The organism is Streptomyces cathayae (assembly GCF_029760955.1).
In the GTDB taxonomy this organism is placed as follows: Bacteria; Actinomycetota; Actinomycetes; order Streptomycetales; family Streptomycetaceae; genus Streptomyces; species Streptomyces cathayae.
On sequence record NZ_CP121682.1, the window covers coordinates 1,931,263 to 1,958,122 of the forward strand.

At 71.5% G+C, this 26,860-nt stretch carries 22 protein-coding genes; 7 read left to right on the plus strand and 15 right to left on the minus strand.

The features are described 5' to 3' along the window. Positions 1-39: 39 nt before the first annotated feature. The gene (locus tag PYS65_RS08730) at positions 40-2,085 is read right to left on the minus strand and encodes a flotillin family protein (protein ID WP_279333236.1); all 2,046 of its coding nucleotides are present in this window, start codon (positions 2,083-2,085) and stop codon (positions 40-42) included. A 270-nt stretch (positions 2,086-2,355) separates the two neighbouring features. Beyond that, on the minus strand, positions 2,356-2,736 hold the full coding sequence (locus tag PYS65_RS08735; protein ID WP_279333237.1) for a hypothetical protein: 381 nt from the start codon (positions 2,734-2,736) through the stop codon (positions 2,356-2,358). 249 nt (positions 2,737-2,985) lie between these two features. Here PYS65_RS08735 and PYS65_RS08740 point away from each other — a divergent pair, with 249 nt between their 5' ends. Then, positions 2,986-4,047 carry a PucR family transcriptional regulator gene (locus PYS65_RS08740; RefSeq protein ID WP_279333238.1) on the plus strand — a complete coding sequence of 354 codons (1,062 nt, stop codon included), beginning with the start codon at positions 2,986-2,988 and terminating at the stop codon, positions 4,045-4,047. Between the two features lie 60 nt (positions 4,048-4,107). Here PYS65_RS08740 and PYS65_RS08745 read toward each other — a convergent pair whose 3' ends face one another. The 3 genes from PYS65_RS08745 to PYS65_RS08755 all read right to left on the minus strand — a co-directional run bounded on the left by PYS65_RS08745 (position 4,108) and on the right by PYS65_RS08755 (position 6,949). Beyond that, positions 4,108-5,301 (minus strand): DUF6299 family protein, encoded by a 1,194-nt coding sequence (locus tag PYS65_RS08745; RefSeq protein WP_279337900.1) that lies wholly within the window; start codon positions 5,299-5,301, stop codon positions 4,108-4,110. Positions 5,302-5,426: 125 nt separating this feature from the next. Continuing rightward, on the minus strand, positions 5,427-5,825 hold the full coding sequence (locus PYS65_RS08750) for a RidA family protein (protein WP_279333239.1): 399 nt from the start codon (positions 5,823-5,825) through the stop codon (positions 5,427-5,429). Further along, entirely contained in the window at positions 5,822-6,949 is a 1,128-nt protein-coding gene (locus PYS65_RS08755; RefSeq protein WP_279333240.1) for an acyl-CoA dehydrogenase family protein, read from the minus strand. The genes PYS65_RS08750 and PYS65_RS08755 overlap by 4 nt, the downstream gene beginning before the upstream one ends. Positions 6,950-7,119: 170 nt before the next feature. Between PYS65_RS08755 and PYS65_RS08760 the strand changes: the two genes are divergently transcribed. Together PYS65_RS08760 and PYS65_RS08765 are read left to right on the plus strand one after the other, a co-directional pair. Further along, positions 7,120-8,784: an AMP-binding protein gene (locus PYS65_RS08760; protein WP_279333241.1), complete on the plus strand. Its 1,665-nt coding sequence runs from the start codon at positions 7,120-7,122 to the stop codon at positions 8,782-8,784. Positions 8,785-8,824: 40 nt separating this feature from the next. Beyond that, complete coding sequence (locus tag PYS65_RS08765) at positions 8,825-9,646, plus strand: PaaX family transcriptional regulator (protein ID WP_279333242.1); 822 nt, start codon at positions 8,825-8,827, stop codon at positions 9,644-9,646. Between the two features lie 23 nt (positions 9,647-9,669). Here the strand turns inward: PYS65_RS08765 and PYS65_RS08770 are convergent, their stop codons facing one another. Beyond that, positions 9,670-12,069, minus strand: coding sequence for a bifunctional salicylyl-CoA 5-hydroxylase/oxidoreductase (locus tag PYS65_RS08770; RefSeq protein WP_279333243.1), 2,400 nt, complete (start codon positions 12,067-12,069; stop codon positions 9,670-9,672). Next, a complete protein-coding gene (locus PYS65_RS08775; protein WP_279333244.1) occupies positions 12,054-12,881 on the minus strand; it encodes an enoyl-CoA hydratase family protein in 828 nt (275 codons plus the stop codon). The genes PYS65_RS08770 and PYS65_RS08775 overlap by 16 nt, the downstream gene beginning before the upstream one ends. Positions 12,882-13,100: 219 nt before the next feature. On the opposite strand from PYS65_RS08775, the gene PYS65_RS08780 reads away from it, so the two are divergent. Beyond that, the gene (locus PYS65_RS08780; protein WP_279333245.1) at positions 13,101-13,535 is read left to right on the plus strand and encodes an ATP-binding protein; all 435 of its coding nucleotides are present in this window, start codon (positions 13,101-13,103) and stop codon (positions 13,533-13,535) included. Positions 13,536-13,586: 51 nt separating this feature from the next. Here the strand turns inward: PYS65_RS08780 and argF are convergent, their stop codons facing one another. From argF to PYS65_RS08795, 3 genes are all read right to left on the minus strand, one after another. Next, a complete protein-coding gene (argF, locus tag PYS65_RS08785) occupies positions 13,587-14,597 on the minus strand; it encodes an ornithine carbamoyltransferase (protein ID WP_279333246.1) in 1,011 nt (336 codons plus the stop codon). An 85-nt stretch (positions 14,598-14,682) separates the two neighbouring features. Next, entirely contained in the window at positions 14,683-15,912 is a 1,230-nt protein-coding gene (locus PYS65_RS08790) for an arginine deiminase (protein ID WP_279333248.1), read from the minus strand. A gap of 307 nt (positions 15,913-16,219) precedes the next feature. Next, positions 16,220-16,396 carry a hypothetical protein gene (locus tag PYS65_RS08795; RefSeq protein WP_279333249.1) on the minus strand — a complete coding sequence of 59 codons (177 nt, stop codon included), beginning with the start codon at positions 16,394-16,396 and terminating at the stop codon, positions 16,220-16,222. A gap of 561 nt (positions 16,397-16,957) precedes the next feature. On the opposite strand from PYS65_RS08795, the gene PYS65_RS08800 reads away from it, so the two are divergent. Genes PYS65_RS08800 through PYS65_RS08810 form a run of 3 tightly spaced genes read left to right on the plus strand, consistent with a single transcriptional unit; the run spans position 16,958 to position 19,511 of the window. After that, on the plus strand, positions 16,958-18,802 hold the full coding sequence (locus PYS65_RS08800) for an asparagine synthase-related protein (RefSeq protein WP_279333250.1): 1,845 nt from the start codon (positions 16,958-16,960) through the stop codon (positions 18,800-18,802). Next, the gene (locus PYS65_RS08805; protein WP_279333251.1) at positions 18,799-19,056 is read left to right on the plus strand and encodes a lasso peptide biosynthesis PqqD family chaperone; all 258 of its coding nucleotides are present in this window, start codon (positions 18,799-18,801) and stop codon (positions 19,054-19,056) included. Before PYS65_RS08800 ends, PYS65_RS08805 begins: the two co-directional genes overlap by 4 nt. After that, a complete protein-coding gene (locus PYS65_RS08810; RefSeq protein WP_279333252.1) occupies positions 19,053-19,511 on the plus strand; it encodes a lasso peptide biosynthesis B2 protein in 459 nt (152 codons plus the stop codon). Before PYS65_RS08805 ends, PYS65_RS08810 begins: the two co-directional genes overlap by 4 nt. Positions 19,512-19,721: 210 nt before the next feature. Here PYS65_RS08810 and PYS65_RS08815 read toward each other — a convergent pair whose 3' ends face one another. From PYS65_RS08815 to PYS65_RS08835, 5 genes are all read right to left on the minus strand, one after another. After that, the gene (locus PYS65_RS08815; RefSeq protein WP_279333253.1) at positions 19,722-22,286 is read right to left on the minus strand and encodes a polynucleotide kinase-phosphatase; all 2,565 of its coding nucleotides are present in this window, start codon (positions 22,284-22,286) and stop codon (positions 19,722-19,724) included. Beyond that, a complete protein-coding gene (locus PYS65_RS08820; protein WP_279333254.1) occupies positions 22,283-23,764 on the minus strand; it encodes a 3' terminal RNA ribose 2'-O-methyltransferase Hen1 in 1,482 nt (493 codons plus the stop codon). Before PYS65_RS08820 ends, PYS65_RS08815 begins: the two co-directional genes overlap by 4 nt. 165 nt (positions 23,765-23,929) lie before the next feature. After that, positions 23,930-24,496 carry a PIN domain-containing protein gene (locus PYS65_RS08825; protein ID WP_279333255.1) on the minus strand — a complete coding sequence of 189 codons (567 nt, stop codon included), beginning with the start codon at positions 24,494-24,496 and terminating at the stop codon, positions 23,930-23,932. A 1-nt stretch (position 24,497) separates the two neighbouring features. Further along, positions 24,498-24,962 (minus strand): helix-turn-helix domain-containing protein, encoded by a 465-nt coding sequence (locus tag PYS65_RS08830; RefSeq protein WP_279333256.1) that lies wholly within the window; start codon positions 24,960-24,962, stop codon positions 24,498-24,500. Between the two features lie 389 nt (positions 24,963-25,351). Continuing rightward, complete coding sequence (locus tag PYS65_RS08835; RefSeq protein WP_279333257.1) at positions 25,352-26,650, minus strand: serine hydrolase domain-containing protein; 1,299 nt, start codon at positions 26,648-26,650, stop codon at positions 25,352-25,354. Between the last annotated feature and the right edge of the window lie 210 nt (positions 26,651-26,860).

Below are 26,860 nucleotides of genomic sequence, written 5' to 3' on the forward strand. Positions count from 1 at the left end.
CCCCTGTGCGGCGGCTCCCGATCGGGGTGGTCGGGCTCGTCAGGCCCTCGCGTGGCCGTTCAGTGCGGCCAGCGGGGTGTCCGCAAGTCCCAACTCCCCAGCTTTTTCGATCAGTTGCTGAAGCTGTCCGGTGTTCTCGCCGCCCGCCTTCATCAGCCGCATCAGCAGCGCGGACACCGTCAGGTTCTGCACGTCGGCGCTGGAGACGGAGCCCAGCATCCGGCTCAGGTCGTCGGTGAAGTTCGCCGTGCCGTCCAGCCAGGGCCCGGCGAGGGCCTGGGCGGTCTGGGAGTGCTGGACGAACCCGTCGACGCTCTTGCCGAGGGAGATCGACGACATCAGCCGGTCGAAGAACACGGACTCCCCGCCGACGATGTTGATGTCGGCGCTCTCCAGACCGGTCGCGAGGACCGTGGCCTGCGCCTCGGCGACCTGCCGCTGCACCTCCAGGCCGGCGAGCCGTACGTCCTTCTCCGCCTCCAGCCGCAGCCGGTACTCCTCGTGACCGCGGGACGCCTCGTCGAGGGCGGCCATCGCCGCCGCCTTCTCGGTGAGGCCGGCCGCCTCCGCCCTGAGCTTCCCGCTGATGGCCTCCGCCTCCGCGAGCGCCTTGGCCCGCGCGCCCTCGGCCTCGGCACGCATCCGGGCCTCGGCCGCCTCGGCCTCGGCACGGCCGGCCTTCTCGATGACCTCGGCCTCCTTGTCGCGGACCTGCACGGCGGCGAGCCCCTCGGCGGCGGCCTCCGCCTGGATGCCCTCGGCCATCCGCAGCTTCGCCTGCGCGTCCAGGTCGGCGGTCTTCAACCGGGCCTCGGCCAGGGTCAGTTCCTCGGCGGCGCGGTGCGTGGCGGCCTGCTCGGCGGCCTCGGCGGCCTTGATGTCCTTGACCAGCTTCTCCTGCGCCTCGGCCTCGGCTGCGATGATCACGGCCTGGCGCTGCCGCTCCGCCTCCTCCACGGCCCGCAGCTTCAGGATCGACTCCTCCTGCTCGGCGACCGTACGGTCCACCGCGACCCGCTCCCGGACGACCTCGGCGATCTCCCGCTTCTCCGCCTCGACCTCCTTGTCGGCGGCGATCCGGGTCAGCGAGGTCTCCCGCTCACGGGCGATGACCTCCAGCATCCGGTCCTTCTCGATGCGCTCGCTCTCCACCGCGATGACCCGCTCGCGGTTCTTGGCGGCGACGGCGACCTCGCGGGCCTGGTTCTCGCGCTGCACGCCGAGCTGCTCCTCGGTGCGCAGGAAGGCGCTCTGCGCACGCAGCCGCTCCTCCTCCACCACCCGCGCCGTCTCGGCCTCCTCACGGGCCCGTACGGTCTCGATCTCCCGGCGCTGCTTGATCTCCGCGTCGGTCTGACGGCGCTCCAGCTCCAGGATCGCCTCCCGCGCGTCGACGTTCTGCCGGGTGATCTCCTTCTCCTCGCCGCGCTGGGCCTCGTTGGTGCGGACGTGCTCGATGGCCGTCAGCTCGGTGATCTTGCGGATGCCCTGCGCGTCGAGCACGTTGCCCGGGTCCAGCTGGGACAGCGGCGTCTGCTCCAGGTAGTCGATCGCCGCGTCCTCGAGGTGGTAGCCGTTCAGGTCGACACCGATGACCTCGATGATCCGGTACCGCAGCTCCTCACGCTTGGTGTAGAGGTCGGTGAAGTCCAGCTGCTTGCCGACGGTCTTCAGCGCCTCGGAGAACTTCGCGTGGAACAGCTCCTGCAGGGTGTTGCGGTCGCTGGCCCGTGCGGTACCGACCGCCTGGGCGACCTTGATGACGTCCTGCACGCTCTTGTTGACCTTGACGAAGAACGTGATGCGGATGTCGGCGCGGATGTTGTCCTGGCAGATCAGGCCTTCCTTGCCGGCCCGGGTGATCTCGATGGTCTTCACCGAGATGTCCATCACCTCGGCCTTGTGCAGCACCGGCAGCACGACCTGCCCGGTGAAGGTCACGTCGACCTTGCGCATCTTGGAGACGATGAGCGCCTTGCCCTGCTCCACCTTGCGGAACAGCTTGGTCATGACGAACAGGGCGGCGAACACGAGGAGCAGGCAGACGCCGACGAGCACGGCGACACCCACGGTGGCAGCATCCATGGGACACGTCCTTCAGGGCTTTGTGACGGACAGAAGCGAAGTGACAGGTCGACGCCGGGCGTCGAGAAGTGGAGCGGGCGGAGCCTTCCCGGTGCGGCTCGGCTCGGCTCGGAAAGCTCGGCGAACTCAGCGGGCTCGGAGAGCCCGGAGAGCCCGTACGGCTCGTGCGGCGTGGTGGTGCGGCACGCCCGGCCTGCGCGGGAGCCGTGGAACGGCTCCGTCACGAGACACGTGCGGTGCACCGCCCCGGTTCCCTCCGCACCCGCGGAACTACCGGGACGGCTCGGGTTCGTCGGGCAGGAGCCGGTGCAACGGGCGCACGAAGAAGCGGGTCAGCCGCCAGGCGGCGAGCAGCGCGGCGAACACGACCGGCAGGCGCAGCGACCTCGCGGCGGACCCGTCGGGGACGTGGACGGCCAGCAGCACGGTCGCGCCGGTGGCCAGCAGCCAGGTGAACAGGGCCAGCAGGGAGAGCGCGAGAGCGACCGGCACCCCGCCCATCCCCCAGGCCTCGAGATCCGCGTCCGAGTCGAAGGCGTGGGGAGTGGTGACACCCACGGCCACCAGCAGCCAGAAGCAGGCCGCCACGACGAGGGCCGCGGTGAACAGGAGGGTGGGCAGGCCCGTGGCGGCCTCTGCGATCATGTGCATCCCCGTCCCCCCTTCCCGTTCGCGGCTCGTACCGGCGACAGCACCGGCCCCCTCGGTTCCGACACCCGACGCCTGCCGGTGCCGGGCACCGGAACCGTCCGCGGTGCTCCCCGCGGACCATGTTGCCCGCTGTTGATCCGTCCGCGCATTGCCGGAACCCGGCAATGTTCACTAGGGTCTTCATGCCGGGTAGGGCATCAACGACACGTCAAGACGGCGTCAAGGGCGCGTCAAAATCGAAGGGGCGATGTGGCAGAGCGGGAGATTCCGGAGGAGTATCTCGAAGGTTATGCCCAGATCCTGGAGGAGGTCGCGGCCACCGGCCGGCGCCTCTCCCGGGACGAGCTGGCCTCCCGGAAAGCGCTGGGGGAACGCGCCGCGGAGGCGGGCTTCGGACTGCGTGCCCTGGTGCGCACCCATCTGACCGCCGCACGCGACGCCTGGCCGCGCGGCCACACCGACTCGGCCGAGGCGGCGCTCTCCGCCGTCCAGCAGGCCGTGGACGCCTTCGCCGAGGGCTACGAGCGGGCGCAGCGGCTGGCGGTCCGTCGGGAGGAGGCGGCCCGGCGGGAGTTCATCGACGATCTGCTCCACGGACGCAGCGACCTGGGCCGGCTCGCCGAACGTGCCGACCGCTTCGGGCTGCGACTGTCCCAGGAGCACGCCGTCGCCGTCGCCCGGGGCCCCGCCGCCTACGACGAGGGGGACGCCGTACCGCGGCAGGTGGAGCAGGCCCTCGTCGCCCGGTTCGGTGACCGCAGCATCCTGCTCACCACCAAGGACGGGCGGCTGCTGTGTGTCGCACCGGGGCACCACGGTGAGGTGCTCACCCACTTCGCCAAGCAGGCACACGCCGCGACCGACGGCGGCCAGGTCGCCATCGGCCGCCCGCGGTCCGGGCCCGGCGGTGTCGTCCACTCCTACGAAGAGGCCCTGCGCACCCTGGAGATAGCCGAACGGCTGGGGCTCGACGAGCCGTTGCTGCGCGCCGCCGATCTGCTCGTCTACCCCGTCCTGGCCCGCGACCGGCAGGCGATGGCCGATCTGGTCCGCAACACCCTCGGTCCGCTCACCACGGCCCGGGGCGGTGCCGAACCCCTCCTCGACACGCTCACCGCGTACTTCGAATCCGGTTGCGTCGCGGCGGAGGCGGCCCGCCGACTCACGCTGAGCGTAAGGGCGCTGACGTACCGTCTGGAGCGCATCCACAAACTCACCGGCGCCGACCCCTCGGAGCCCGCGCACCGCTACATGCTCCAGACGGCGGTCATCGGCGCCCGCCTGCTGGCCTGGCCGGCCAAAGAACTGTGATTCCCGCGGGGTTCGCGGTTCCGGCGGGTCCGGGGTGCGGAGTGTCCGAGGCAGCCGGTCTCAGGCGGGAGGCAGGATCTCCCGGCGGATGTCGTCGCGGCCCATCGCCGTGAGCCGGGGCACCTCGGTGTTCCAGTCCCTGGCCAGGTTCTCCAGGGCATCGGTCAGGGCCCGTTGCAGTCGTCGTCGGCCCAGGCCGAGGGCGAGGGCCGCCACCGGGCGGAACAGGCGGCGGCCTCGTATGCGCACGGTGACCGTCACCTCCCATCTGTCCTCGACGGGGTCCGGCCGCGGTACCGCCAGCAGTTCCGCCCGCGCCGCGCCGCACTCCAGCCGGGCCCACAGTGGCGCGGAGCGCGGGGCCCGTCCGGTGTCCGTGGCGGTCCACCAGTCGTCGAGGCGCAGCCGGGCCCGGCCCGTCGGCCGGGACAGCGCGGACCACACGCCGTCGATCCGGGCCTGTCCGCTGATCTCGGCCTCGCGCGGACGGTCCGGGCTGCGCAGGGCCCCCTCCCCCACCAGGCCGACGTCCTCCACGGACACGGCGATCCCCAGCCGCAGCGCACGGCGCCGGTCCCACTCCCGTACGGTGACCCGAAGCGAGTCCCCGAGGTCCCCCGGCACCCTCTTCTCCTCCGCGCCACCGGCCTCGTCCCCGGCCCCGTTCTCGTTCTCGTCGAGCACCACGTCGTACACCGCCCCGGGCCGAAGATGACGCCCTTCGACCAGCCGCATGTCCGACAGCACGCGCCCGTCCGGCAGCAGCATTTGCCCCTCCTCCGCTCGGCCACTCTCCGCCGACTCCACCAGAACGGCGAGAGCGTCGACGAACCAGGCACGCGGAACAGGGGCGAGCACCACCGTGTGGCTGAGTGAGACCATGCCGCCAGGATGCCGGGCTTCCCGCACTCGGGACCAGGCAGGCCCGCGGCAGAAACGGCGCCGGTGGCCTTCCGGGTCCCGGCAGCACGGCGGGTGGGAGCCGTTTGCCCGGTCCTGGACCAGCTTGACGGTCTGCCGCTCGACCGCGTGGAAGTCCGGCAGCAGGAGGCCGTCGACGGAGCGCAGCTCGGTGAGGGTGGCCTCGACGTCGGCGGCACCGGCCTTCAGGGCGCCGGAGGGGACGCGTCCGGTGTTCTCCCAGCGGTGTGTCCCACCGTCGCACACCGCCCGGGTGCCGCCGACGGAGTACCGCGTGGTGGCGGGCTCCCGGTGGACGGAGGAGCCGACGAAGACCGGTCCGGTGGCGTCCAGTCAGCGGTACGTGCCGGAGAGGGTGACACTGCCGTCGGCGGCGACCCGCCGACCGCCGCACCGGCGAGGAGGGATCACGCGGACACGGGTGCGGAGGGTACAGAGGGTGCAGGGGCCGCAGGAGGTCAGGGCAGCAGGGCGAAGCCGTCGAGTTCCACCATCGCCTGCTCGTCCCACAGGCGGACGACCTCGACCACCGCCATCGCGGGGTAGTCGGTGCCGGCCAGCCGCCGCCAGACGCGGCCGAGCTCACGGGCGTGGACGCGGTACGCGGCGACGTCGGTGGCGTAGACGGTGACGCGGGCCAGGTCCGCCGGGGTGCCGCCGGCGGCGCGCAGGGCGGTGAGGAGGTTGGTGAGGGCCCGGGTGAACTGCTCGGGCAGGGTGTCGCCGACGACCTTGCCGTCGCCGTCGAGGGCGGTCTGCCCTGCCAGGAACACCGCCCGGGAGCCGGTGGCGACGACGGCGTGCGAGAAGCCTGCCGGGGGGCACAGGTCGGGCGGGTTGACGCGCTCGGTGGTCATCGGTCCTCCAGGCTCTTGTACAACTCCTTGGCGATGATGTCCCGTTGGACCTCGCTGGCCCCCTCGTAGACGCGGGGGGCGCGGACCTCGCGATAGAGGTGTTCGAGCAGGTGCCCGCGTTGCAGGGCCCGCGCGCCGTGCAGTTGGACGGCCCGGTCGACGACGTACTGCGCGGTCTCGGTGGCCAGCAGCTTGGCCATGGCGGCGCGACGGGGGACGTCGGGGGCGCCCGCGTCGTACGCCGCGGCGGCCGCGTACACCATCAGGCGGGCCGACTCCGTGCGCAGGGCCATCTCGGCGACCTGGTGGGACACCGCCTGCAGATCGCTCAGCCGGCCGCCGAACGCCTCGCGGCCGGCGGTGTGTTCGAGGGTGGCGTCCAGCGCCGCCCGCGCCATGCCGACCGCGAACGCGCCGACGCTGGGCCGGAACAGGTTGAGGGTGTTCATGGCGACCCGGAAACCCCGGTCGGGTTCGCCGAGCAGGTCGTCGGCCCTCACCGGTACGGCGTCGAGAGTGAGGGCTCCGATGGGGTGCGGGGAGAGCATGTCGAGGGGGGTGCCGGTGAGGCCGGGGCGGTCGGCGGGCACCAGGAAGGCGGTCACGCCGCGGGCGCCGGCGCCGGGGGTGGTGCGGGCGAAGACGGTGTAGAAGTCTGCCTCGGGCGCGTTGGAGATCCAGCGTTTCTCGCCGGTGAGCCGCCAGCGGCCGGGGCCGTCCGGGTCGGCGGTCAGGGAGAGCGCCGCCGCGTCCGAGCCGGCTCCCGGCTCGCTGAGCGCGAACGCCGCGACTGCCGTGCCGTCCGCCACCCGGGGCAGCCAGCGGGCCCGCAGCGCCTCGGCGCCGTGGGCGTGCACGGGGTGGGCGCCCAGGCCCTGGAGCGCGAGGGCGGTCTCCGCCTCGGTGCAGCCGTGGGCCAGGGACTCCCGCATCAGGCACAGGTCGAGCGCGCCGGAGGTGAACAGGCGGGGCAGCAGGCCGAGGGTGCCGAGTGCGGCGACGAGGGGCCGGTTGACCCGGCCCGGCTCGCCCTTCTCGGCGAGCGGGCGCAGGTGCCCGGCGGCCAGGGCTCGCAGCCGTTCGCACCAGGCGAGTTGTTCCGGTTCGAGCGAGAATGCGGTCATCGCCGGTCCCTTCCCTCCCCGCGCCCGACGCGGCCCGTCATGAGGCCCGCCCGAGCCCGCCATGAGGCCCGTCCGAGTGGACCCCGCCAGGCTATCGCGAACCGTTGACTGTCGTCATCAACGCGATACGCTCCTGAGGCGAGCCCACCACGCCGAGGGGGCGAACCGTCATGAATCCACGGACCACCGGGCACCCGCACCCCACCGGGCACCTCGACACCTTCGCCCGCGACCACCTCCCGCCACCCGCCCAGTGGCCCGAACTCCGCTTCGACCTGCCGGAGCTGGACTACCCCGAACGGCTGAACTGCGCCGCCGAACTGCTGCACGGCCCGCCGGACGGCCGCCCGGCGTTCCGTACCCCCGACGGCGGCGTCTGGACGTACGGCGAGCTGCGCACCCGCGTGGACCGGCTGGCGCACGTCCTCACCGGCGCCCTCGGCGTCGTCCCCGGCAACCGGGTGCTGCTGCGCGGCCCCACCACGCCCTGGCTGGCCGCCTGCTGGCTGGCGGTGCTCAAGGCGGGCGCGGTCGCCGTCACCGTGCTGGCCCAGCAGCGTCCGCACGAGCTGAGCACCATCTGCGAGATCGCCGCCGTACGGCACGCGCTGTGCGACGTCCGGTCCGTCGACGACCTCGCCAAGGCCGAGGTCCCGGGCCTGCGGATCACCCCGTACGGCGGTGACGCCCCGGACGACCTGCTGAACCGTCCGGCGCCCGGCACGCCGTACGAGGCCGTGGACACCACGGCGGACGACGTGGCGCTGATCGCCTTCACCTCGGGCACCACCGGCCGCCCCAAGGGCTGTATGCACTTCCACCGGGACGTGCTCGCGATCGCGGACACCTTCTCCCGGCACGTCCTGCGGCCGGAGGCGGACGACGTGTTCGCCGGCAGTCCGCCGCTCGGCTTCACCTTCGGCCTGGGCGGTCTCGTGGTCTTCCCGCTGCGGGCGGGCGCCAGCGCGCTGCTGCTCGAACAGGCCCACCCCGCACAGCTGTTGACCGCGATCGCCGAGCACCGGGTGTCGGTGCTGTTCACCGCGCCCACGGCCTACCGGGCGATGCTCGACACCCTCGACGGGCACAACAGGCGCGGCGGATCCGGTGGCCCCGACCTCTCGTCGCTGCGGCGCTGCGTCTCGGCGGGCGAGAACCTGCCGGCGGCGACCTGGCGGGCCTGGCACGAGCGCACCGGGCTGCGGGTCATCAACGGCATCGGCGCCACCGAACTGCTGCACATCTTCCTCTCCGCCGCCGACGAACGGATCAGACCCGGAACCACGGGAGTTCCGGTCCCCGGGTGGCGGGCGCGCGTGCAGGACGCCCACGGCGCTCCCGTGCCCGACGGCGAGCCGGGGCTGCTCGCGGTGTGCGGGCCCGTCGGCTGCCGCTATCTCGCCGATCCGCGCCAGCGGGAGTACGTGCGCGGCGGCTGGAACGTCACCGGCGACACCTATGTCCGCGAGCCCGACGGCTACTTCCGCTATGTCGCCCGCGCCGACGACATGATCATCTCGGCCGGGTACAACATCGCGGGCCCCGAGGTCGAGGACGCCCTGCTGCGCCATGCGGACGTCCTGGAGGCGGCGGTGGTCGGGCGGCCCGACGAGAGACGCGGCCAGGCCGTGGTGGCGTACGCGGTCCTCAGGGAGGGCGCCGAGCGGGACGCCGAGGCCCTGCGCGCCTTCGTGAAGGCGGAGCTCGCGCCGTACAAGTGCCCGCGCGAGATCGTCTTCCTGGACGCGCTGCCGCGCACCGCGACCGGCAAACTCCAGCGGTTCCGCCTGCGCACCGCCGCCGGTACGGCCGATATGGGAACTGACCAGGGATGACACCGGTGCCGGGGGCCGGAGTGGATCAAGACGACCTAAGATGATCAACGTGTCCGACCAGTCCGCGCAGCACGCTCCGAGGTCCCTCATCGTCACGCTCTACGGCGCCTACGGCCGCTTCGTGCCGGGCCCCGTGCCCGTCGCCGAGCTGATCCGGCTGCTGGCCGCGGTCGGCGTCGACGCCCCCTCCGTGCGTTCCTCGGTGTCCCGGCTCAAGCGGCGCGGGCTGCTCGTCCCGGCCCGCACCCCGCAGGGCGCGGCCGGCTACGAACTGTCGCCGGAAGCACGCCAGTTGCTGGAGGACGGCGATCGCCGCATCTACGCGACCGCCGCCCCCGCCGACGAGGGCTGGGTGCTCGCGGTGTTCTCCGTCCCGGAGTCCGAGCGCCAGAAGCGGCACCTCCTGCGCTCCCGCCTGTCCGGCCTCGGTTTCGGCACCGCCGCGCCCGGTGTGTGGATCGCGCCCGCCCGGCTGTACGAGGAGACCCGGCACACCCTTCAGCGGCTGCGGCTGGACGGTTACGTCGACTTCTTCCGCGGTGAGCACCTCGGTTACACGCCCACCGCCGAGGCGGTCGCCCGCTGGTGGGACCTCGAGGGGATCGCCGAGGAGCACGAGGCGTTCCTGGAGCGCCACGCGCGGGTGCTGGACGCCTGGCGGGAGCGTGCGGACACCCCGCCCGAGGAGGCCTACCGCGACTACCTCCTCGCCCTCGACTCCTGGCGCCACCTCCCCTACACCGACCCGGGCCTGCCCGCCGGCCTGCTGCCCGCCGACTGGCCTGGGGCCCGCTCGGCGAGCGTCTTCCACGGACTGCACGAACGTCTGCGGGACGCGGGGGCCGGCTTCGCCGGACTGTGACCCCGCGGGCCGGTCCCGTCTCCTCAGCCGCCCAGGGTCAGCCGGGGCCGGGGAGCCTCCGTGCGGCCGGTCCGCGGGGGTCTGCGGCCGGCCAGGTAGGGCGCGGGCCAGGCGACGCCCTCGCCCTCGTAGCCCTGCTCGGCCGCCGCGTGCAGGGTCCAGTGCGGGTCGTAGAGGTGGGGGCGGGCCAGCGCGCACAGGTCCGCGCGCCCGGCCAGGATCAGCGAGTTGACGTCGTCCCAGGAGGAGATCGCGCCGACCGCGATCACCGGGACGCCGACGCGGTGGCGGATGCGGTCGGCGAACGGCGTCTGGTAGGAACGGCCGAACTCCGGCTTCTCGTCGGACACCACCTGTCCGGTGGACACGTCGATCGCGTCGGCACCGTGTGCGGCGAAGGCGTGGGCGATGGCGACGGCGTCCTCGGCCGTGGTGCCGCCGTCGGCCCAGTCGGTGGCGGAGAGACGGACGGTCATGGGCCGCTGTTTCGGCCACACCCCGCGGACGGCGTCGAAGACCTCCAGCGGGAAGCGGAGCCGGTGCTCGAGCGGGCCGCCGTAGGCGTCGGTGCGGCGGTTGGTCAGCGGGGAGAGGAAGCCGGAGAGCAGATAGCCGTGGGCGCAGTGCAGTTCGAGCAGGTCGAACCCGGCGTGCGCGGCCCGCTCGGCCGCCGAGGTGAACTGCTCGCGGATGCCGTCGAGTTGACTGATGGTCAGCTCGTGCGGGGTCTGGCTGTCCGGCCGGTAGGGCAGGGGGGAGGCGGCGACGAGGGGCCAGTTGCCGGTGTCCAGCGGCTCGTCCATGCCCTGCCACATCAGCTTGGTCGAGCCCTTGCGGCCGCTGTGGCCGAGCTGTACGCCGATCGCGGTGCCGGGTGCCGCCGTGTGCGCGAAGCCGGTGATCCGCCGCCATGCCGCGGCCTGGCTCTCGGTGTAGAGACCGGCGCAGCCGGGCGTGATGCGCCCCTCGGCGCTCACGCACACCATCTCCGTCATGACCAGCCCGGCTCCGCCCAGCGCACGGGCGCCCAGATGGACGAGGTGGAAGTCGCCGGGGACGCCGTCGGTGGCCGAGTACATGTCCATGGGGGAGACGACGACCCGGTTGCGCAGGGTCAGTTCGCGCAGCCGCAGCGGGGTGAACATCGGGGGTGTACCGGGCGGGCAGCCGAACTCGCGCTCCACGGCGCCGGTGAAGCGGGCGTCGCGCAGGCGCAGGTTGTCGTGGGTGACGCGACGGCTGCGGGTGAGCAGGTTGAAGGCGAACTGCCGGGGCGGCTCCGCGAGGTACAGCTCCAGGTCCTCGAACCACTCCAGGCTGGCCCGTGCCGCCCGCTGGGTGGAGGTGACCACGGGCCGCCGCTCCGTCTCGTACGCGCGCAACGCGGCCTGCAGTGTGGGGTGTTCGCGCAGGCAGGCGGCCAGGGCCAGGGCGTCCTCGACGGCGAGCTTGGTGCCGGAGCCGATGGAGAAGTGGGCGGTGTGGGCGGCGTCGCCGAGCAGCACGACGTTGCCGTGCGACCAGCGGTCGTTGACGACCGTGCGGAAGGTCGTCCACGTCGACCTGTTGGACCGCAGCGGGCGGCCGCCGAGGGCGTCGGCGAAGATCTTGGCGCAGCGCTCGACCGACTGCTCCTCGTCGAGTTCACCGAACCCGGCGGCCCGCCACACCTCCTCGCGCATCTCGACGATCACCGTGGAGGCGTCGGCGGAGAAGGGGTAGCCGTGCAGTTGCATCACGCCGTGCGGGGTCTCGGCGATCTCGAAGCGGAAGGCGTCGAAGGCGAGGTCCGCGGCCAGCCAGATGTAACGGCAGCGGTGCTCGGTGATCCGGGGGCGGAAGACGTCCGCGAAGGCGGCGCGGGTGCCGCTGTGCACCCCGTCGGCGGCCACCACCAGGTCGTACGTCCGGGCCAGGTGGGCGGGGTCCGGCGCCTCGGCGCGAAAGCGCAGGTCGACGCCGAGGGAGCGGCAGCGTTCGTGGAGGATCTCCAGCAGCCGGCGCCGGCCGAGGGCGGCGAAGCCGTGGCCGCCGGAGGTGTGGCGTACCCCGCGGTGGACGATGTCGATGTCGTCCCAGCGGACGAAGTCCGCCCGGAGCGCCGCGTGGACCACCGGGTCGGCGTGCTCGATGCCGCCGAGGGTCTCGTCGGACAGGACGACGCCGAAGCCGAAGGTGTCGTCGGGGGCGTTGCGCTCCCAGACGGTGACCTCGCGCGCGGGGTCGAGGCGTTTGAGCAGCGCCGCCGCGTACAGGCCGCCGGGTCCGCCCCCGATCACCGCGACCTTCCGGACGCCGGTGTCGGGCACGGCGCCGGTGTCGGTCACGGCGCTGGTGCCTGTCCCGGCGCCGGGGTCCGTCCCGGCTCCGGACTCCGGCTCCGTTCCGGCTCCGGTGGCGGGCACGACTACCGCCCCCGCCATTTCGGGGAGCGCTTCTCGGTGAAGGCCGCGTGGAACTCGGCGTAGTCCTCGCCGTTCATGAGCAGGGCCTGGGTGGCGGCGTCCAGCTCCACGGCGGCGGCCAGGGGCATGTCCAGTTCGGCCGTGAGCAGCGCCTTGGTCTGGGCGTACGCCAGCGCCGGGCCGTCGGCCAGGCGGCGGGCGAGGGCCTGGGCGGCCTCGCCCGCGCCGCCGTCGTCGGCGAGGACGCTGATCAGGCCGATCCGCTCGGCCTCGGGCGCCCGGACCGGTTCGCCGAGCATCAGCAGCCGGGTCGCGTGGCCGAGGCCGACCACCCGGGGCAGCAGATAGGCGGCGCCCATGTCGCCGCCGGACAGGCCGACCCGGGTGAAGAGGAAGGCGAAGCGGGCCGTGGGGTCGGCGACCCGGAAGTCCGCGGCCAGGGCGAGGACGGCGCCCGCGCCCGCCGCGACCCCGTGCACCGCGGCGATCACCGGGAACGGGCACTCCCGGATCGCCCGTACGGTCTGCCCGGTCATCCGGTTGAAGTCGAGGAGCTGGGCGGTGTCCATGCCGAGGGTCGCGCCGATGATCTCGTCCACGTCACCGCCGGAGCAGAAGCCGCGCCCCTCCCCGGCCAGCACCAGGGCCCGCACCGCCCGCTCCCGGGACAGTTCGGCGAGCAGGTCGCGCAGGTCGGCGTAGGCGCCGAAGGTGAGGGCGTTGAGCTTGTCGGGGCGGGCGAGGGTGACGGTGGCGACGCCGTCGGCGAGGTCGACGCGCAGATGCTCCCAGCGGGGGGTGCGGGCGGCGGAGCCGGTGAAGGGACTCATGAGGGCGGCCTCCTCGGGCGGGCGCGCCGCGCGGTCTCGCACTGCGGCTGCTGCCCTGCTCACTGAGCTCTACCCCGCGAAGCTATCATTCATCTCTGACCGTCGTCACGGGTACGCGATAGGTGGATCCGGGTACCCCTGGAAGGATTCGGACGGCGCCCCGTACGATTGAGCGATTGAAAGCAGGACCGCCTGCCTGCTCTCCCCGATCGGATCCATGTGCACGAATCCCTGACCTCCCCTTCCTGGCGCGTCGCACTGCCGCACACCACCGCGGCCGTGCCCGTCGCCCGTGCGCTGGTCCGTACCGCACTGGCCGAACGGCGGCACGCCGCGGACAGCGACACGGCGGAGCTACTCACCGCCGAGCTGGTGGCCAACGCGGTGGAGCACACCTCGGGGAACACGCCGATCGAGCTGGTGGTGGAGCTGCTGCCGACCGGCTGCCAGGTCGAGGTGCACGACGGCGACCCGGCCCCGCCCGGCGACCTGACCCGCCCCACCCTCGACCCGCCGGACCCCTGGCAGGAGCACGGGCGGGGGCTGCTGCTGATCCGCGCCCTGAGCTCGTCCTGCGGTCACCGCCTCACCGGGACCGGCAAGGCGGTGTGGTTCCGGCTGTCGGCGGTACCGCGCCAGCGCCGGCCCGCCTGAGACCGCCGGCGCCGGCCGGCCCGAGAACGCCGGCGCCGGTCCGCCCGGACCTCAGGCCAGGGTCGCCACCAGGACCGCCTTGATCGTGTGCATCCGGTTCTCCGCCTCGTCGAAGACGACCGAGTGGTCCGACTCGAACACCTCGTCGGTCACCTCCAGCGACTCCAGCCCGTGCTTCTCGTGCACCTCGCGCCCGACCAGGGTGCCCAGGTCGTGGAAGGCCGGCAGGCAGTGCAGGAAGCGGACGTCCGGGTTGCCGGTGGCCCGGAGCACGTCCATGGTCACCGCGTACGGCGCGAGGGAGGCGATCCGCTCGTCCCAGACCTCCTGGGGCTCCCCCATCGAGACCCAGACGTCGGTGGCGACGAAGTCGACGCCCGCGACCCCCTCGGCGATCTCCTCGGTGAGCGTGATGCGGGCCCCGCTGGACTCCGCGAGCACCCGCGCCCGGTCGACGACCTCCTGCGCGGGCCAGTACGTCTTCGGGGCGACGATCCGCACGTCCATGCCCAGCAGGGCCGCGGTGACGAGGTAGGAGTTGCCCATGTTGAAACGGGCGTCGCCGAGGTAGGCGAAGGAGATCTCCGTGACCGGCTTTCCGCCGCCGTGCTCGGTCATGGTGAGCACGTCGGCGAGCATCTGGGTGGGGTGCCAGTCGTCGGTCAGGCCGTTGTAGACGGGCACGCCCGCATGCTCGGCGAGGGTCTCCACGGTGGACTGGGAGTCGCCCCGGAACTCGATCGCGTCGAACATCCGGCCGAGCACCCGCGCGGTGTCCTTCGCGGACTCCTTCTTCCCGATGTGCGAGCCGCTCGGGTCGATGTACGTCGTGAAGGCGCCCTGGTCGGCGGCGGCCACCTCGAAGGCGCAACGGGTGCGCGTCGAGGGCTTCTCGAAGATCAGCGCGATGTTCCTGCCCCGGAGGTACCGGGTCTCGGTCCCGGCCTTCTTGGCGGCCTTCAGCTCTGCGGCCAGGTCGAGCAGGCCGAGGAACTCCTGCGCGGTGAAGTCCACCTCCTTGAGGAAGTTGCGGCCGGCGAGGGCGGTCGGGACTGTCGCCATGGGGCGCTCCAGAGGTGCAGGGACAGGGGACATATGGAACTCTATACGAATACCAGAATTTATATGCAAGCATCCATCGGCACCCCTACCCCTGCACCGCGTCCCGCTCGACCGGACAGCTCATGCAGCGCGGTCCGCCCCTCCCCCGGCCGAGTTCGCTGCCGGGGATCTCGATCACCTCGATGCCCTGCTTGCGCAGATGCGTGTTGGTGGTGGCGTTGCGCTCGTAGGCGACGACCACACCCGGTTCCACGGCCAGGACGTTGCAGCCGTCGTCCCACTGCTCGCGCTCGGCGGCGTGGACGTCCTGGGTCGCGGTCAGCACCCGGATCTCGCTGAGCCCGAGCGCGGCGGCGATGGCCCGGTGCATGTGCTCCGGCGGATGGTCGGTGACCTTGAGCTCCTTGTCCCCGGCACCGGGTTCGATGGTGTACGAACGGAGCATGCCGAGGCCGGCGTACTGGGTGAAGGTGTCGCCGTCGATCATCGTCATCACCGTGTCCAGGTGCATGACGGCGCGCCTCTTCGGCATGTCGAGGGCGACGATGGTCTCGGCGGAACCGGCGGCGAACAGCTTGTGCGCGAGCATCTCCACGGCCTGCGGGGTGGTCCGCTCGCTCATGCCGATCAGCACCGCGCCGTTGCCGATGACCAGGACGTCCCCGCCCTCGATGGTGGACGGGTAGTCGGCCTGCCCCTCGGACCAGACGTGGAAGTCCTCCCCGCGGAACAGCGGGTGGTGCCGGTAGATCGCCTCGAAGTGCACGGTCTCACGCTGCCGGGCGGGCCAGCGCATGGCGTTGATGGAGACCCCGTCGTAGATCCAGGCGGAGGTGTCCCGGGTGAAGAGGTGGTTGGGCAGCGGGCGGAGCAGGAAGTCGTCGAGTTCCATGGCGTGGAAACGCACGGACGTCGGTTCGGGGTGGACGTCCAGGAACTCCCGCTTGGTCATCCCCCCGACCAGCGCCTCGGCGAGCTCGGCCGCGGGCAGCGGCTCGAACGCCGCACGGAGGTGGTCGGTGGCCAGCGGGCCGTACTCCTTCTCGTCGAAGACACGGTCCAGGACGAGCTCACGGGCCGCCGGGATGTCCAGCGTCGAGGCGAGCAGATCACCGAAGAGGTGGACGGCGACCCCCCGGTCGCGCAGGACGTCGGCGAACCCGTCGTGCTCGGCGCGCGCCCGGCGCACCCAGAGCACGTCGTCGAAGAGCAGGGCGTCCTTGTTGCTGGGGGTGAGCCTTTTGAGCTCGAGATCGGGCCGGTGCAGGATGACGCGGCGCAGCCGTCCGGCCTCGGAGTCGACGTGGTAGGTCATGTATCCATCCTGACCACCCGGCGGGCTGTTCACCCCTCCGCGGCCGGGACGGGCCTCGGCCGCGGGCAGCCGGTACGCCGCCGACGAAGCGGCGGGACGAGATCGCGTCCGGCCCGGCGTCCGTGCTCACGTCCTCGCCGCCCTGCCCGGCGCCTCCGCCGGACGGAACAGCGGCTCTCCGGCGGGCACCGTCCGCCGACCAGGGCGTTCGGGTGTGCACGGGTGATCTGCAACCAGGGCCCCGTCGTTCTCGTGCTCCATCCGGTTGGGGCGGGGTGCGGGGTCCCGCTTGGCCGATGGACCTGCGTCAGGAGACGCCCAGGGCTTCGAGGAGGCGGGCGGGGCGGCGGCTGTGGTGACGGAGAGCCTGGGCAATGCCGGTCCAGTCGTCGGGACGGAGGACGCCGAGGGTGAGGTCGCGCAGGCCGACCATGGCGTGGGCAGTGCCGATGCGGACATGGAAGGCGTCCTCGCCGAACGTCACGTCGCGGACATCGTGGTCCTCGCTCTCGATCCATCAGCTCCGTCTCATGCACTCCGCGAGTTGTCCGGCCTGTCCGTACAGGGTGTCCAGGCTGGTGAGGGCACAGGCGCGATCGGGGGCGGCCTTCCCGTTCCGGACAGCGCGGCGGACGAGCTGGAGGACCTGCGCCGCGTGCGGGCAGGGGAGCCGGTTCACCGTGGCGGCCTTCAGCCGTCGGGTCTCGTCACGGCCCCGGAAGGTGCCCCGGCCGCGGTGGCCGAGCGGGACATTCCGCCAGGGCAGTTCCTTGGACGGCCGACACAAGAAAAGGGAGATGGCAGGAAGTTGCAAATGACTTCGTTCGCTTGCTGCCGAAGGCTGCACCATGCCAGCATGAACTCCGGGGAAAGACCCCTGGATAACTAAAGAAAGGGGGCCGCATAAATGGCCACCAAGGAGATCTACGAGGTTCCGCTCTTCCTCGAGGCCGGGGAATTCCGGTCCGCCACCGGTTGGCTCTTCAAGGGCAGCTGGGACTGGTTCGGTGGAGCGATCGTCTAATTCGAACGTAGGAATCAGCTGATGCCGAGCCGCGGTACGCCTTTCTTCTTCGCGTTCTCCGACAGTGAGGCCGGGCGTTTCGCGGCCCGGCGTCTGCGCCGTGAGAACACCGGCCTGCGCGTCGTCGCACACGCGTCCGGCCGCCCGTGGGTGGTCGGGCGCTGGGCCGACGAGGACATCGCCGTCGCACGGGCAGGATCGACGGCCGTTGTCCTGATCGGCACCCTTCCGGAGCTGTGCGACCGGTTGACCGACCGGGTCGAGCGGCTGCGCGACCTGGATGAACTGGACACCCTGAGCACGTCGGTGGCGGGCGACTTCCACCTCCTCGCCTGCCTGGCCGGCGACATGCGGGTACAGGGCACCGCCTACGGCAGCCGAAGGATCTTCCACACGCGGTCCCAGGACACCGAAGTGGTGGCCGACCGGGCCGCCCTGCTGGCCGAGTTCGTCGGTGCCCGACTCGACGAGGCCGCCGTCGCGATGCGTCTGGTGCAGCCGCTGCCCGCGCTGTTGGCCGAGCGTGTGCTGTGGCACGGGGTGTCCGCCGTACCGCCCGGCCGGCAGCTGACGCTTCAGGCGGACGGACGGCTGCGCAGCCGGCGCTGGCACCGGCCGCCCGAGCCGCGCGTGCCGCTGGCACAGGGCGCGGCCGCGGTCCGCTCGGCCCTGACGGACGCCGTGGCGGCCAGGACCCGTCTGGGCGGGCTGATCAGCGGCGACCTGTCCGGGGGAATGGACTCCACCTCGATTTGCTCGCTCGCGGCCAGGGACGGGACCGCGAAACTCATCGCCTGCACAGCTCCGGGCGACGAGTCCGAGAACGACGACGGATTTTACGCCCGGCTCGCCGTCGAGAAAATGCCGGGCACCGAACACTTCGTTCTGCCGAAGGACGAGCTCCCGCTTTTTTACAGCGGGATACTCGATGAACACAGCAGAACGGACACGCCTTCCATTTTCGCCGTCTCGCGTGACCGGGCGACGGTGCTGAATTCCCGGATGGCCGAGCGGGGTTCCCGGCTGCACCTCACCGGCTATGGAGGTGACCACCTCTTTCTGGGGTCGGCCGCCCAGTACCACGGTCTCCTGCCGCGCAGACCTGTACTGAGTCTTCAGCAGCTTCGTGCCTACCGGATCCTTTTCTCCTGGAGTTGGCGCGAGGTACTCGCGCAACTCGCCGACCGCCGCTCCTACCGGTCCGCCCTGGCCTCGCTGAGTGTGCACCGATCGGGCGACCTGAGCATCAGCGCCCCTGCCCTGGGCTGGCTGGTCCCTCCGCACATTCCGGTGTGGCTCACCGGTGACTGCCGCGCGATGATCCAGCGCCAGTTCGCCGAGGCTGCCCACAACGCGGAGCCGTACGCCCCCACCAGCGGCCGGCACCGCGAACTGGAGGCCATCCACGTCGGAACTCAGGAGATGCGCGCGGTGAGCGAGATGGTCCGGCACGTCGGCGTGCCCCTGGCCACGCCCTACTTCGACGATCACGTGATAGACGCGGCCCTGTCCGTGCGCATCGAGGACCGGGCGACACCATGGGCGTACAAGCCGCTGCTGACCGAGGCCATGCGCGGCATCGTCGCGGACGGATGCCTGGCACGCACCACCAAGGGCGACGGCTCCCGGGACGAGACGGGCGGCCTCTACCGGCACCGGGACGAACTCGCCGCCCTGTGGGACGACAGCGCGCTGACCGCGCTGGGCCTGGTCGATGCCGAGGCATTGCGACAGTCGACCACCCGTCCCGGCTCGCCCGAGATGCAGGACAGCGCCATCAGCAGCGTCCTCGCCTGCGAAGTCTGGCTGCGCACGGCATACAACGGAGCGTCACGCAACGAAGCACCACGGAGGACGACAGCATGACCCTGAAGGTCAGCAAGCACCTGAAGTTGGCCGAAACCGAGTTCGGCGCGGCGATGCTCGACGAGAAGAGCGGGCGGTACTGGCAGCTGAACCCCGCCGCGGCGACCATCGCCCGTGCCCTCCTGGACGGCGGGACCCCCGAGGACGCCGTCCGCGCCGTCACCGACAGGTTCGACGTGGACGACGCCCGCGCATCGGCCGACGTGCGGAACCTGGTGGAAGCGATGCGCGCCGCCGGGGTGGTGCGGGGATGAGTATGGCCCTCGCGTTGAAACGCGACCGCCGAAAACGGCCCCTGGGCCTGCGTGTGCGCACCCGCGCCGCCATCATCGCCGCACGGCTGCTGGTGTTTCTGCCCCCGCACCGGCTGCGGCGGGTCATGGGGGCGTTTCGCCGCGGAGCCGAACCGGCCACCGTCGAGCAGGCCACCGCCGCCCGGGAGTCCGTACTCGCGGCGAGCCTCGCCCTCAACGGCCTGCGCGCCTGCTTGCCCCGGTCCGTGTCGGTCGCCCTGCTGTGCCGCCTGCTCGGCGTGTGGCCCACTTGGTGTGTCGGCACCCGCACGGCTCCCCCGTTCGCGGCGCATGCCTGGGTCGAGGCGGAAGGCCGACTGGTCGGTGAGCAGGGGGTGTACAACGCCTATGCGCGACTGATGAGCGTGCCACCCCTCGTGTCCCCGGAGCCGGCCGACGCCGCCGGTGTGCGGTGAACCGGGGGCCGGGCTGCGGTCGGCGTGCGACAGCCCGCTGACCGGCACTCAAGTGCGCGCCGCACCACGGGCGTGGACGAGAGACCCGCGGTGCCCGCAGGTACGAGATCGCGCCGTCCCATGTGGCGCAGGAACTCGCCGAGACGGTCAGACGACCGCGGCAGGAATCCCCGCCCTCATGGCCTTGCTCCTCAGGACGGGGAGCGGAAGTCAAAGCCGCGGGTCGACGGGCTCCGACTCCAGGGCCAGGACGCCGAAGACCGCCTCGTGGACCCGCCACAGGGGTTCGCCCTCGGCGAGCCGGTCCAGTGCCTCCAGGCCGAGCGCGTACTCGCGGACGGCCAGGGACCGCTTGTGGCCCAGGGACCGGCCGCGCAGCCGGGCCAGGTTCTCGGGGCGCGTGTACTCGGGACCGTAGATGATCCGCAGGTACTCGCGGCCCCGGCACTTGATCCCGGGCTGCACCAGGCGGTCCTTCGGATCGCGGACCAGGGCGCCGACCGGTTTGACGACCATGCCCTCGCCGCCGCGTCCGGTCATCTCCAGCCACCAGTCGACACCCGCCCGCACCGACTCCGGGTCGGCGGGGTCGACGTACAGGCGGCGGGTGGTCCGCAGCAGACCGGTGGCGTCGTGTTCGACCATGCGGTCGAGCAGGGCGAGCTGCTCGTCGTGCGGCAGGGCGGCGAGGCTGCGGCCCTGGACGGCGAGGATCTGGAACGGGGCGAGGCGTACGCCGTCCAGTCCCTCGGTGGGCCAGCAGTAACGGCGGTAGGCGTCGGTGAACGCGGCGGCGTCGTCGGCGCGTTCACTCTGTCGGTCCAGGAGCTCCTTCACCTCCACGCCCCGGGCGGCAGCCTCCTCCAGGGCCGCCAGCGCGCCCGGGAACACCGCGCCGGAGGCGGCGCCCACGGCGGCGTACTGCGCACGCAGCAGCCCGGCCGCCTTCAGCGACCACGGCATCAACTCGGCGTCCAGCAGCAGCCATTCCGTCTCGAGCGTGTCCCAGAGCCCGGCCTCGGTGACCGCCGTGCGCAGCCGGCCGAGGATCTCCTCGGTGACCGCGGCGTCGTCGAAGAACGGGCGTCCGGTACGAGTGTAGAGCGATCCGGCCGGGCCGTTCTCGACGCCGAAGTGCCGGGCGGCCGCGGCCGCGTCCCGGCAGACCAGGGCGACCGCCCGCGACCCCATGTGCTTCTCCTCGCACACGACACGCTCGACCCCGTCCTCCCGGTACTGGGCGAAGGCCTCGACCGGGTGCTCCAGGTAGCCGTCCAGGCGGGAGGTGGCCGTGGGGGCCATGGTCGGCGGGAGGTAGGGCAGCAGGCGCGGGTCGATCGCGAAGCGGCTCATGACCTCCAGCGCGGCGGCGGCGTTCTCCTCGCGCACGGCGACCCGGCCGGCGTGCCGGGTCTCCACGGCCCGGCGGCCGTGCACGTCGGCGAGGTCCAGCGGACGGCCGTCGTGCCCGCCGGGAGCCTCGGTGCGCAGCGGGCGGACCGGCTCGTACCAGACCCGCTCGGCCGGCACGTCGACCAGTTCCCGCTCCGGCCAGCGCAGCGCGGTGAGCTTGCCGCCGAAGACAGCGCCGGTGTCCAGACAGATGGTGTTGTTCAGCCAGGTCGCCTCGGGGACCGGGGTGTGGCCGTAGACGACGGCGGCCCGGCCCCGGTAGTCCTCGGCCCACGGGTAGCGCACGGGCAGGCCGAACTCGTCGGTCTCGCCGGTGGTGTCGCCGTACAGGGCGTGGCTGCGGACCCGGCCGGAGGTACGGCCGTGGTACTTCTCCGGCAGCCCGGCGTGGCAGACGACCAGCCGGCCGCCGTCGAGGACGTAGTGACTGACCAGGCCGTCGACGAACTCCCGTACCTCAGACCGGAACTCCTCACCCTCCCGATCCATCTGCTCGACGGTCTCGGCAAGGCCGTGGGTGTGCTGGACCTTGCGGCCCTTCAGGTACCGCCCGAACTTGTTCTCGTGGTTGCCGGGCACGCACAGCGCGTTGCCCGACTTCACCATGGCCATGACCCGCCGCAGCACGCCCGGACTGTCCGGCCCCCGGTCCACGAGGTCACCGACGAAGACCGCGGTGCGACCCTCGGAGTGCACCCCGTCGACGTATCCCAACGCAACCAGCAGCGACTCCAGTTCGGCGGCGCAGCCGTGGACGTCGCCGATGATGTCGAAGGGCCCGGTGAGGTGGGTGAGGTCGTTGTACCGCTTCTCGGTGACGACGGTGGCGTCCTCGACCTCGGCGACACCCCGCAGGACGTGCACCTTGCGGAAGCCCTCGCGCTCCAGGCTCCGCAGGGAGCGGCGGAGTTCGCGGATGTGCCGCTGCACGACCCGGCGGGGCATGTCCGCGCGGTCGGAACGGGCCGCGTTGCGCTCGGCGCACACCTCCTCGGGCACGTCGAGCACGACGGCTATCGGCAGTACGTCGTGTTGCCTGGCCAGGTCGACCAGTTGGCGCCTGGCGTCCTGCTGGACGCTGGTGGCGTCGACGACGGTGCGCCGCCCCGCGGCGAGCCGCTTGCCCGCGATGTAGTGCAGGACGTCGAAGGCGTCCCCGGACGCACTCTGGTCGTTCTCGTCGTCGGCGACCAGGCCGCGGCAGAAGTCGGAGGAGATGACCTCGGTGGGCTTGAAGTGCCGACGGGCGAAGGTGGACTTGCCCGAGCCGGAGGCCCCGACGAGAACGACGAGGGAAAGGTCGGTGACGGGCAGAACCCGGCCCTCGGCGCTGCGGGCTTCGGCAGTGGTCTCGCTGCTCACGCTGCCTTCACCTCTTCCTTCTTGTCCATGGTCTTCTTGTCCACTGTCACGAACACGGCCATCTGGGTGGGCGGTCCGACCTCCGGGTCGTCCGGCCCCACGGGTGCGAACTCGACTTCGTAGCCGTACTGTTCGGCGACCCCGGCCGCCCAGCCGCGGAACTCCTCACGGGTCCACTCGAAGCGGTGGTCGCCGTGCCGGACATGCCCGGCCGGCAGGCTCTCCCAGCGCACGTTGTACTCGACGTTCGGGGTGGTCACGAGGACCGTACGGGGGCGGGCCGCGCCGAACACGGCGTACTCCAGGGCGGGCAGCCTCGGCGGGTCGAGGTGCTCGATCACCTCGCTGAGCACGGCCGCGTCGTACCCCTGGAGCCGCTTGTCGGTGTACGACAGCGAGCCCTGCAGCAGCTTCACCCGCGCCGCCTGCCGCTCCCCCATGCGGTCCAGCTTGAGCCGCCGGGAGGCGCTGGTGAGCGCCCGCATGGACACGTCGAGGCCCACGATCTCGGTGAAGGCCGGGTTTCGCAGCAGCTCCTGCACCAACTGGCCCTGCCCGCACCCGAGATCGAGCACCCGGGCGGCCCCGGACGCACGCAGCGCGGCGACGATCGCGTCCCGACGCTGCACGGCGAGCGGGGTCGGCTTCTCCTCGCTCTCGCTGTCCTCCCCCACGGCGTTGTCGATCTCCTCGACCTCACTGTCGTCCGCCTCGGCCAGCCGGACCAGCTCGAGCCGTTCCATCGCCTCCCTCGTCAGCGACCAGCGCCGGGTGAGGTAACGGCTGGTGATCAGCTTCTGCTCCGGGTGGCCGGGCAGCCAGCCCTCACCGGCGCGCAGCAGCTTGTCCACCTCGTCGGACGCCACCCAGTAGTGCTTGGCGTCGTCGAGGACGGGGAGCAGGACGTAGAGGTGGCGCAGGGCCTCGGCGAGGGTGAGGGTGTCCGCCTCCAGGACGAGGCGTACGTACCGCGAGTCGCCCCACTGCGGGAACTCGGTGTCCAGGGGCACCGGCTCGGCCGTGACCGTCCAGCCGAGCGGCTCGAAGAGCCGGCCGACCAGTGCGGGGCCGCCGCGCGCGGGCAGCGCGGGTATCTCGATGCACAGCGGCAGCGGCTGCCCCGGCAGCTCCGGGCGGGCCTTGCACACACCGCGCATCGCGCTGGAGAAGACCGCGCTCAGCGCGACGGCGAGCAGCGAGGACGCCGCGTACGGACGGTCGTTGACGTACTGCGCGAGCGCGGCGTCGGGCGCACCACCCCGCCCCTTGCCCCTGCCCCGCCGGACCAGCGCCACCGCGTCCACCTCCAGCAGCAGCGCCGCCGTGCAGCGCTCGGCGTCCGCCTCGGGGTAGAGGACGTGCGCCGTGCCGTAGGAGGTGGAGAACGCCTGCGCCTTCCCGGGATGCTTGTGCAGCAGAAAACCCAGATCGGTCGCGGGACGCTCGGGGACGCCGGTGGTACTGATCATCAGGAACACGTGACCGAGTATGGGCGGCGTCGGGCCCACACCGACACTCAATTACCGCGCGAACAACAGAGCCCCCACCAGGCCGGCAGGCAGCCGGCCCCAGAGGACGTCCTCCGGGCAACAGTCCGGCAGAGCAACCCATATCGACCGCCTCCGCTCCGCTCCTTGAACTCGCTAGTTCACAGCTCCCGGTCCAAGACGTAGAGCGGCCACGGACTCGGTGAGACCTGATCGTTCCAGCTGGCCCAACACGTCATCGAACGTCTGCAGCGGACGCCGTCGAGAGGTGGCGATCTCCTGCACGCAGGCATAGACGACGCGATCGTCCAGCCCCATGAGATCCATCATGAACTCGTCGGCGGTCCTGCGTTCGATGCCCCAGTTCGCCAGGGAGTCGGGTGGGAAGTCCTTGCGGTTGTTCGTAACGATCACTTGGGCGCCCGCCTGAATGGCCGCAGCCAGCACGTGCCTGTCGTCCATGTCGGGCAGCTTGAGCCCTTCGATGAGAGGCTCGAAGCCCATGACCAGGCAATCGCGTACGGCCCCGTTCATGAGGGACCTTCGACGCTCCAAGACCTCAGGAGCGATGTTGTAGTCCCGCGCGATGTTCCGGTCCACCTCGTCGAGGATCATGTCGGTCCATCTGGCACGGACGAACCCTCTCTGACTGACACGGATCAATAAGTCACGCAGCGTGTTCGGATACAAGACGCATGCGTCGTAGATCGCAACAAAAGCCATGTCAGAGCAGTCCCAGCTCCTGATCCATCTCCATCAGCCCGTCGGCTGCGCCCTTACGCCTTGCATCGTCCTCGCGCAGATACTGGCGCAGATCGGCAAAGCGGACACGGCGGTGACGCCCCACGAGCCTGAACGGAATCCCGCCGGACTCGAGCAGGCCGATCAAGTACGGACGGGACACGTTCAGCACGTCGGCGGCCTGCTGGGTCGTCAGCTCCGCATCGACCGGCATGACCTGGACGCCTTGTCCATTGGCGAGGGCCGCCAGCATCGATGCGAACATCTCCGCCACGGGCCGCGGCAGGACGAGGGCTTCGTCGTCGACCCCCGTTTCCAGGCGGACCTGGATGTCCCCATCACTCTGGGCTGTGCGCGAAAGACAGTCGTTGACTCGCCGCAGCGCCCGCTGCGCATCGCTTGCGTCGACCACGCCCGGTTCGAGCTTCTTGCCCGTTGCAGTCCCCATGACGCCCTCCACTGTTGTATCCGAATTATTCGCAACAAACGAAACATCCGCAACCTGATCTCAGGTAACCACCCATGAACGGGTGAAGCCCACCCTGTTCACGGGCACCCGGGCATGTCTCCTCCTGCACCAGACCAGGCGGTACCGCCGGATCCTCAGAGCTGCCACAAATCGACTGATACGCCCAGGTCAGCAGCCATACAGTCGCGCAAGCTCCATCGCTCCCGAGCTGAGAGCGCGAGTTCGATTCTCGTCACCCGCTCCACGAGAAACCCCCGGGTCGAGGACCCGGGGGTTCTGCCGTCCGGACCAGCGGCGGCCAGTGGACCGCGGGGGACGGGCGCCGGGGAAGGGCTTCGCCCGTACGTCCGCACCAGGCGGGCCTGGTCTCAGCCGCGGGGAACCCACTGTCCGGGAGAGAGGTCCACTCCGGGCAGCCCCTCGGGAAGCAGGTGCCGGGCGCCTGCGACCGCCTCACGGGACTCCGGAGCCGGGCAGAGCGCCTGGGCGATGTGTCCGTTGATGGCGCCGTCGATCGGGCTCGGCTCCAGCGCCGTACCGTCCTCGTTGAGGCGCTGGTACTTCATGAGGTTCCAGCCCATGGCGAGCTGGCGCTTGCCGTCACGGCTGGACAGCGCGATCGTGCCGGCTCCGAAGACCGCTCCGTCGTGGCCCCAGAAGCGGCCGCAGCCGGGCAGGTCGAGCACGTAGATGCCGAGGCCGTAGTCGATGCTGCCCTCGCCGGCGGTGACGGGGACCGTGCTCAGCATCTCACCCAGGGCGGCCGGGCCGATCAACTTGCCCGTCAGCAGGGCGCGGTAGAAGCGGTTCAGGTCGTCGGTGGTCGAGACGATCGCACCCGCGGTGGACGCCCACGACATGTCGTAGACGCTGTAGTCACGAGGCGGGTCGATCAGGCCGTAGAACGACTCGTACATCCGGGAGTGCGGGCCCTTGATGTACGGGGTGCGCGGGTAGGAGGTCGCGTGCAGCCCGGCCCGGTCCATGACATTGCGGGTGATGTACGTCCCGGCGTTCTGGCCGGTGACCTTCTCCAGGAGCAGCCCGGCGATCACGTAGTTGGTGTTGGAGTACGACCCCGGCTGCTCGCCGGGCCGTCCCGTGGCGGGTGCCGCCAGACCGAGCCGCACCAGTTCCTCGGGCCGGATGGAACGGAAGCGTTCCTCGTCGAGGCCGGCCGTGGAGTCGTCGGCGAAGGAGGGGAAGGCTCCCAGGAAATAGTCGCCGATGCCACTGGTGTGGTTGAGGAGCATCCGTACGGTCACGTCCCGGCCCCGCTCTCCCTTGACCAGGTCCGGGAGGTACTCGCCGACCGGCGCGTCGAGCCGGATCCGGCCGCGCTCCACCTGCTGGAGCACCGCGACAGCGGTGAACGTCTTGCTGATGCTGCCCACTCGGTGCCGCATGCCGGGCTTGACCGGACGCCGGGTGTCCACGTCGGCGAGCCCGGACGCGCCGGTCCACCGCTCAGTCCCCTCACGAACGGACGAGTAGCTGCCGTACATGCCTGCTTCATGGACAGCGTCGAGCGTGGTGCGCAGAGCGGCGCGGTCCAAGGACCCGGCCGTCGACGAGGCGGTTTCGGTGTCGGCCGATGCCGTCGGCACCGCGGTGACCATTAACAGCGCGGCGCCGAGGACGACTCCGGCAAGTCGGTTGATGCGCAAGGCTTTCCCTTCCTGGTGGCGAACCGTTCCCGGGGTAATCCTCATGGGTCATCAACGCGTCTTACATCCTTCCTGCGGATGATCACCAGCACAGCCAGCTTCCTGACTCCTGGTCAGATAACGGGGTTCATGCATCCGCAGAAGTGTCAGTCGCAGGGGTCCACGACAGACTGTTCAGCTTGATGACGGCAGTGCAGAAGAGAGAAGGAG

Coding starts and splice junctions, on each gene's coding strand:
- PYS65_RS08805 (WP_279333251.1), top strand. CDS start 18,799: ATGACCCTGAAGGTCAGCAAGCACCTGAAGTTGGCCGAAACCGAGTTC.
- PYS65_RS08825 (WP_279333255.1), bottom strand. CDS start 24,496: ATGGCTTTTGTTGCGATCTACGACGCATGCGTCTTGTATCCGAACACG.
- PYS65_RS08750 (WP_279333239.1), bottom strand. CDS start 5,825: ATGACCACCGAGCGCGTCAACCCGCCCGACCTGTGCCCCCCGGCAGGC.
- PYS65_RS08730 (WP_279333236.1), bottom strand. CDS start 2,085: ATGGATGCTGCCACCGTGGGTGTCGCCGTGCTCGTCGGCGTCTGCCTG.
- argF (WP_279333246.1), bottom strand. CDS start 14,597: ATGGCGACAGTCCCGACCGCCCTCGCCGGCCGCAACTTCCTCAAGGAG.
- PYS65_RS08810 (WP_279333252.1), top strand. CDS start 19,053: ATGAGTATGGCCCTCGCGTTGAAACGCGACCGCCGAAAACGGCCCCTG.
- PYS65_RS08765 (WP_279333242.1), top strand. CDS start 8,825: ATGATCAACGTGTCCGACCAGTCCGCGCAGCACGCTCCGAGGTCCCTC.
- PYS65_RS08830 (WP_279333256.1), bottom strand. CDS start 24,962: ATGGGGACTGCAACGGGCAAGAAGCTCGAACCGGGCGTGGTCGACGCA.
- PYS65_RS08735 (WP_279333237.1), bottom strand. CDS start 2,736: ATGCACATGATCGCAGAGGCCGCCACGGGCCTGCCCACCCTCCTGTTC.
- PYS65_RS08790 (WP_279333248.1), bottom strand. CDS start 15,912: ATGACCTACCACGTCGACTCCGAGGCCGGACGGCTGCGCCGCGTCATC.
- PYS65_RS08770 (WP_279333243.1), bottom strand. CDS start 12,069: ATGGCGGGGGCGGTAGTCGTGCCCGCCACCGGAGCCGGAACGGAGCCG.
- PYS65_RS08800 (WP_279333250.1), top strand. CDS start 16,958: ATGCCGAGCCGCGGTACGCCTTTCTTCTTCGCGTTCTCCGACAGTGAG.
- PYS65_RS08775 (WP_279333244.1), bottom strand. CDS start 12,881: ATGAGTCCCTTCACCGGCTCCGCCGCCCGCACCCCCCGCTGGGAGCAT.
- PYS65_RS08760 (WP_279333241.1), top strand. CDS start 7,120: ATGAATCCACGGACCACCGGGCACCCGCACCCCACCGGGCACCTCGAC.
- PYS65_RS08755 (WP_279333240.1), bottom strand. CDS start 6,949: ATGACCGCATTCTCGCTCGAACCGGAACAACTCGCCTGGTGCGAACGG.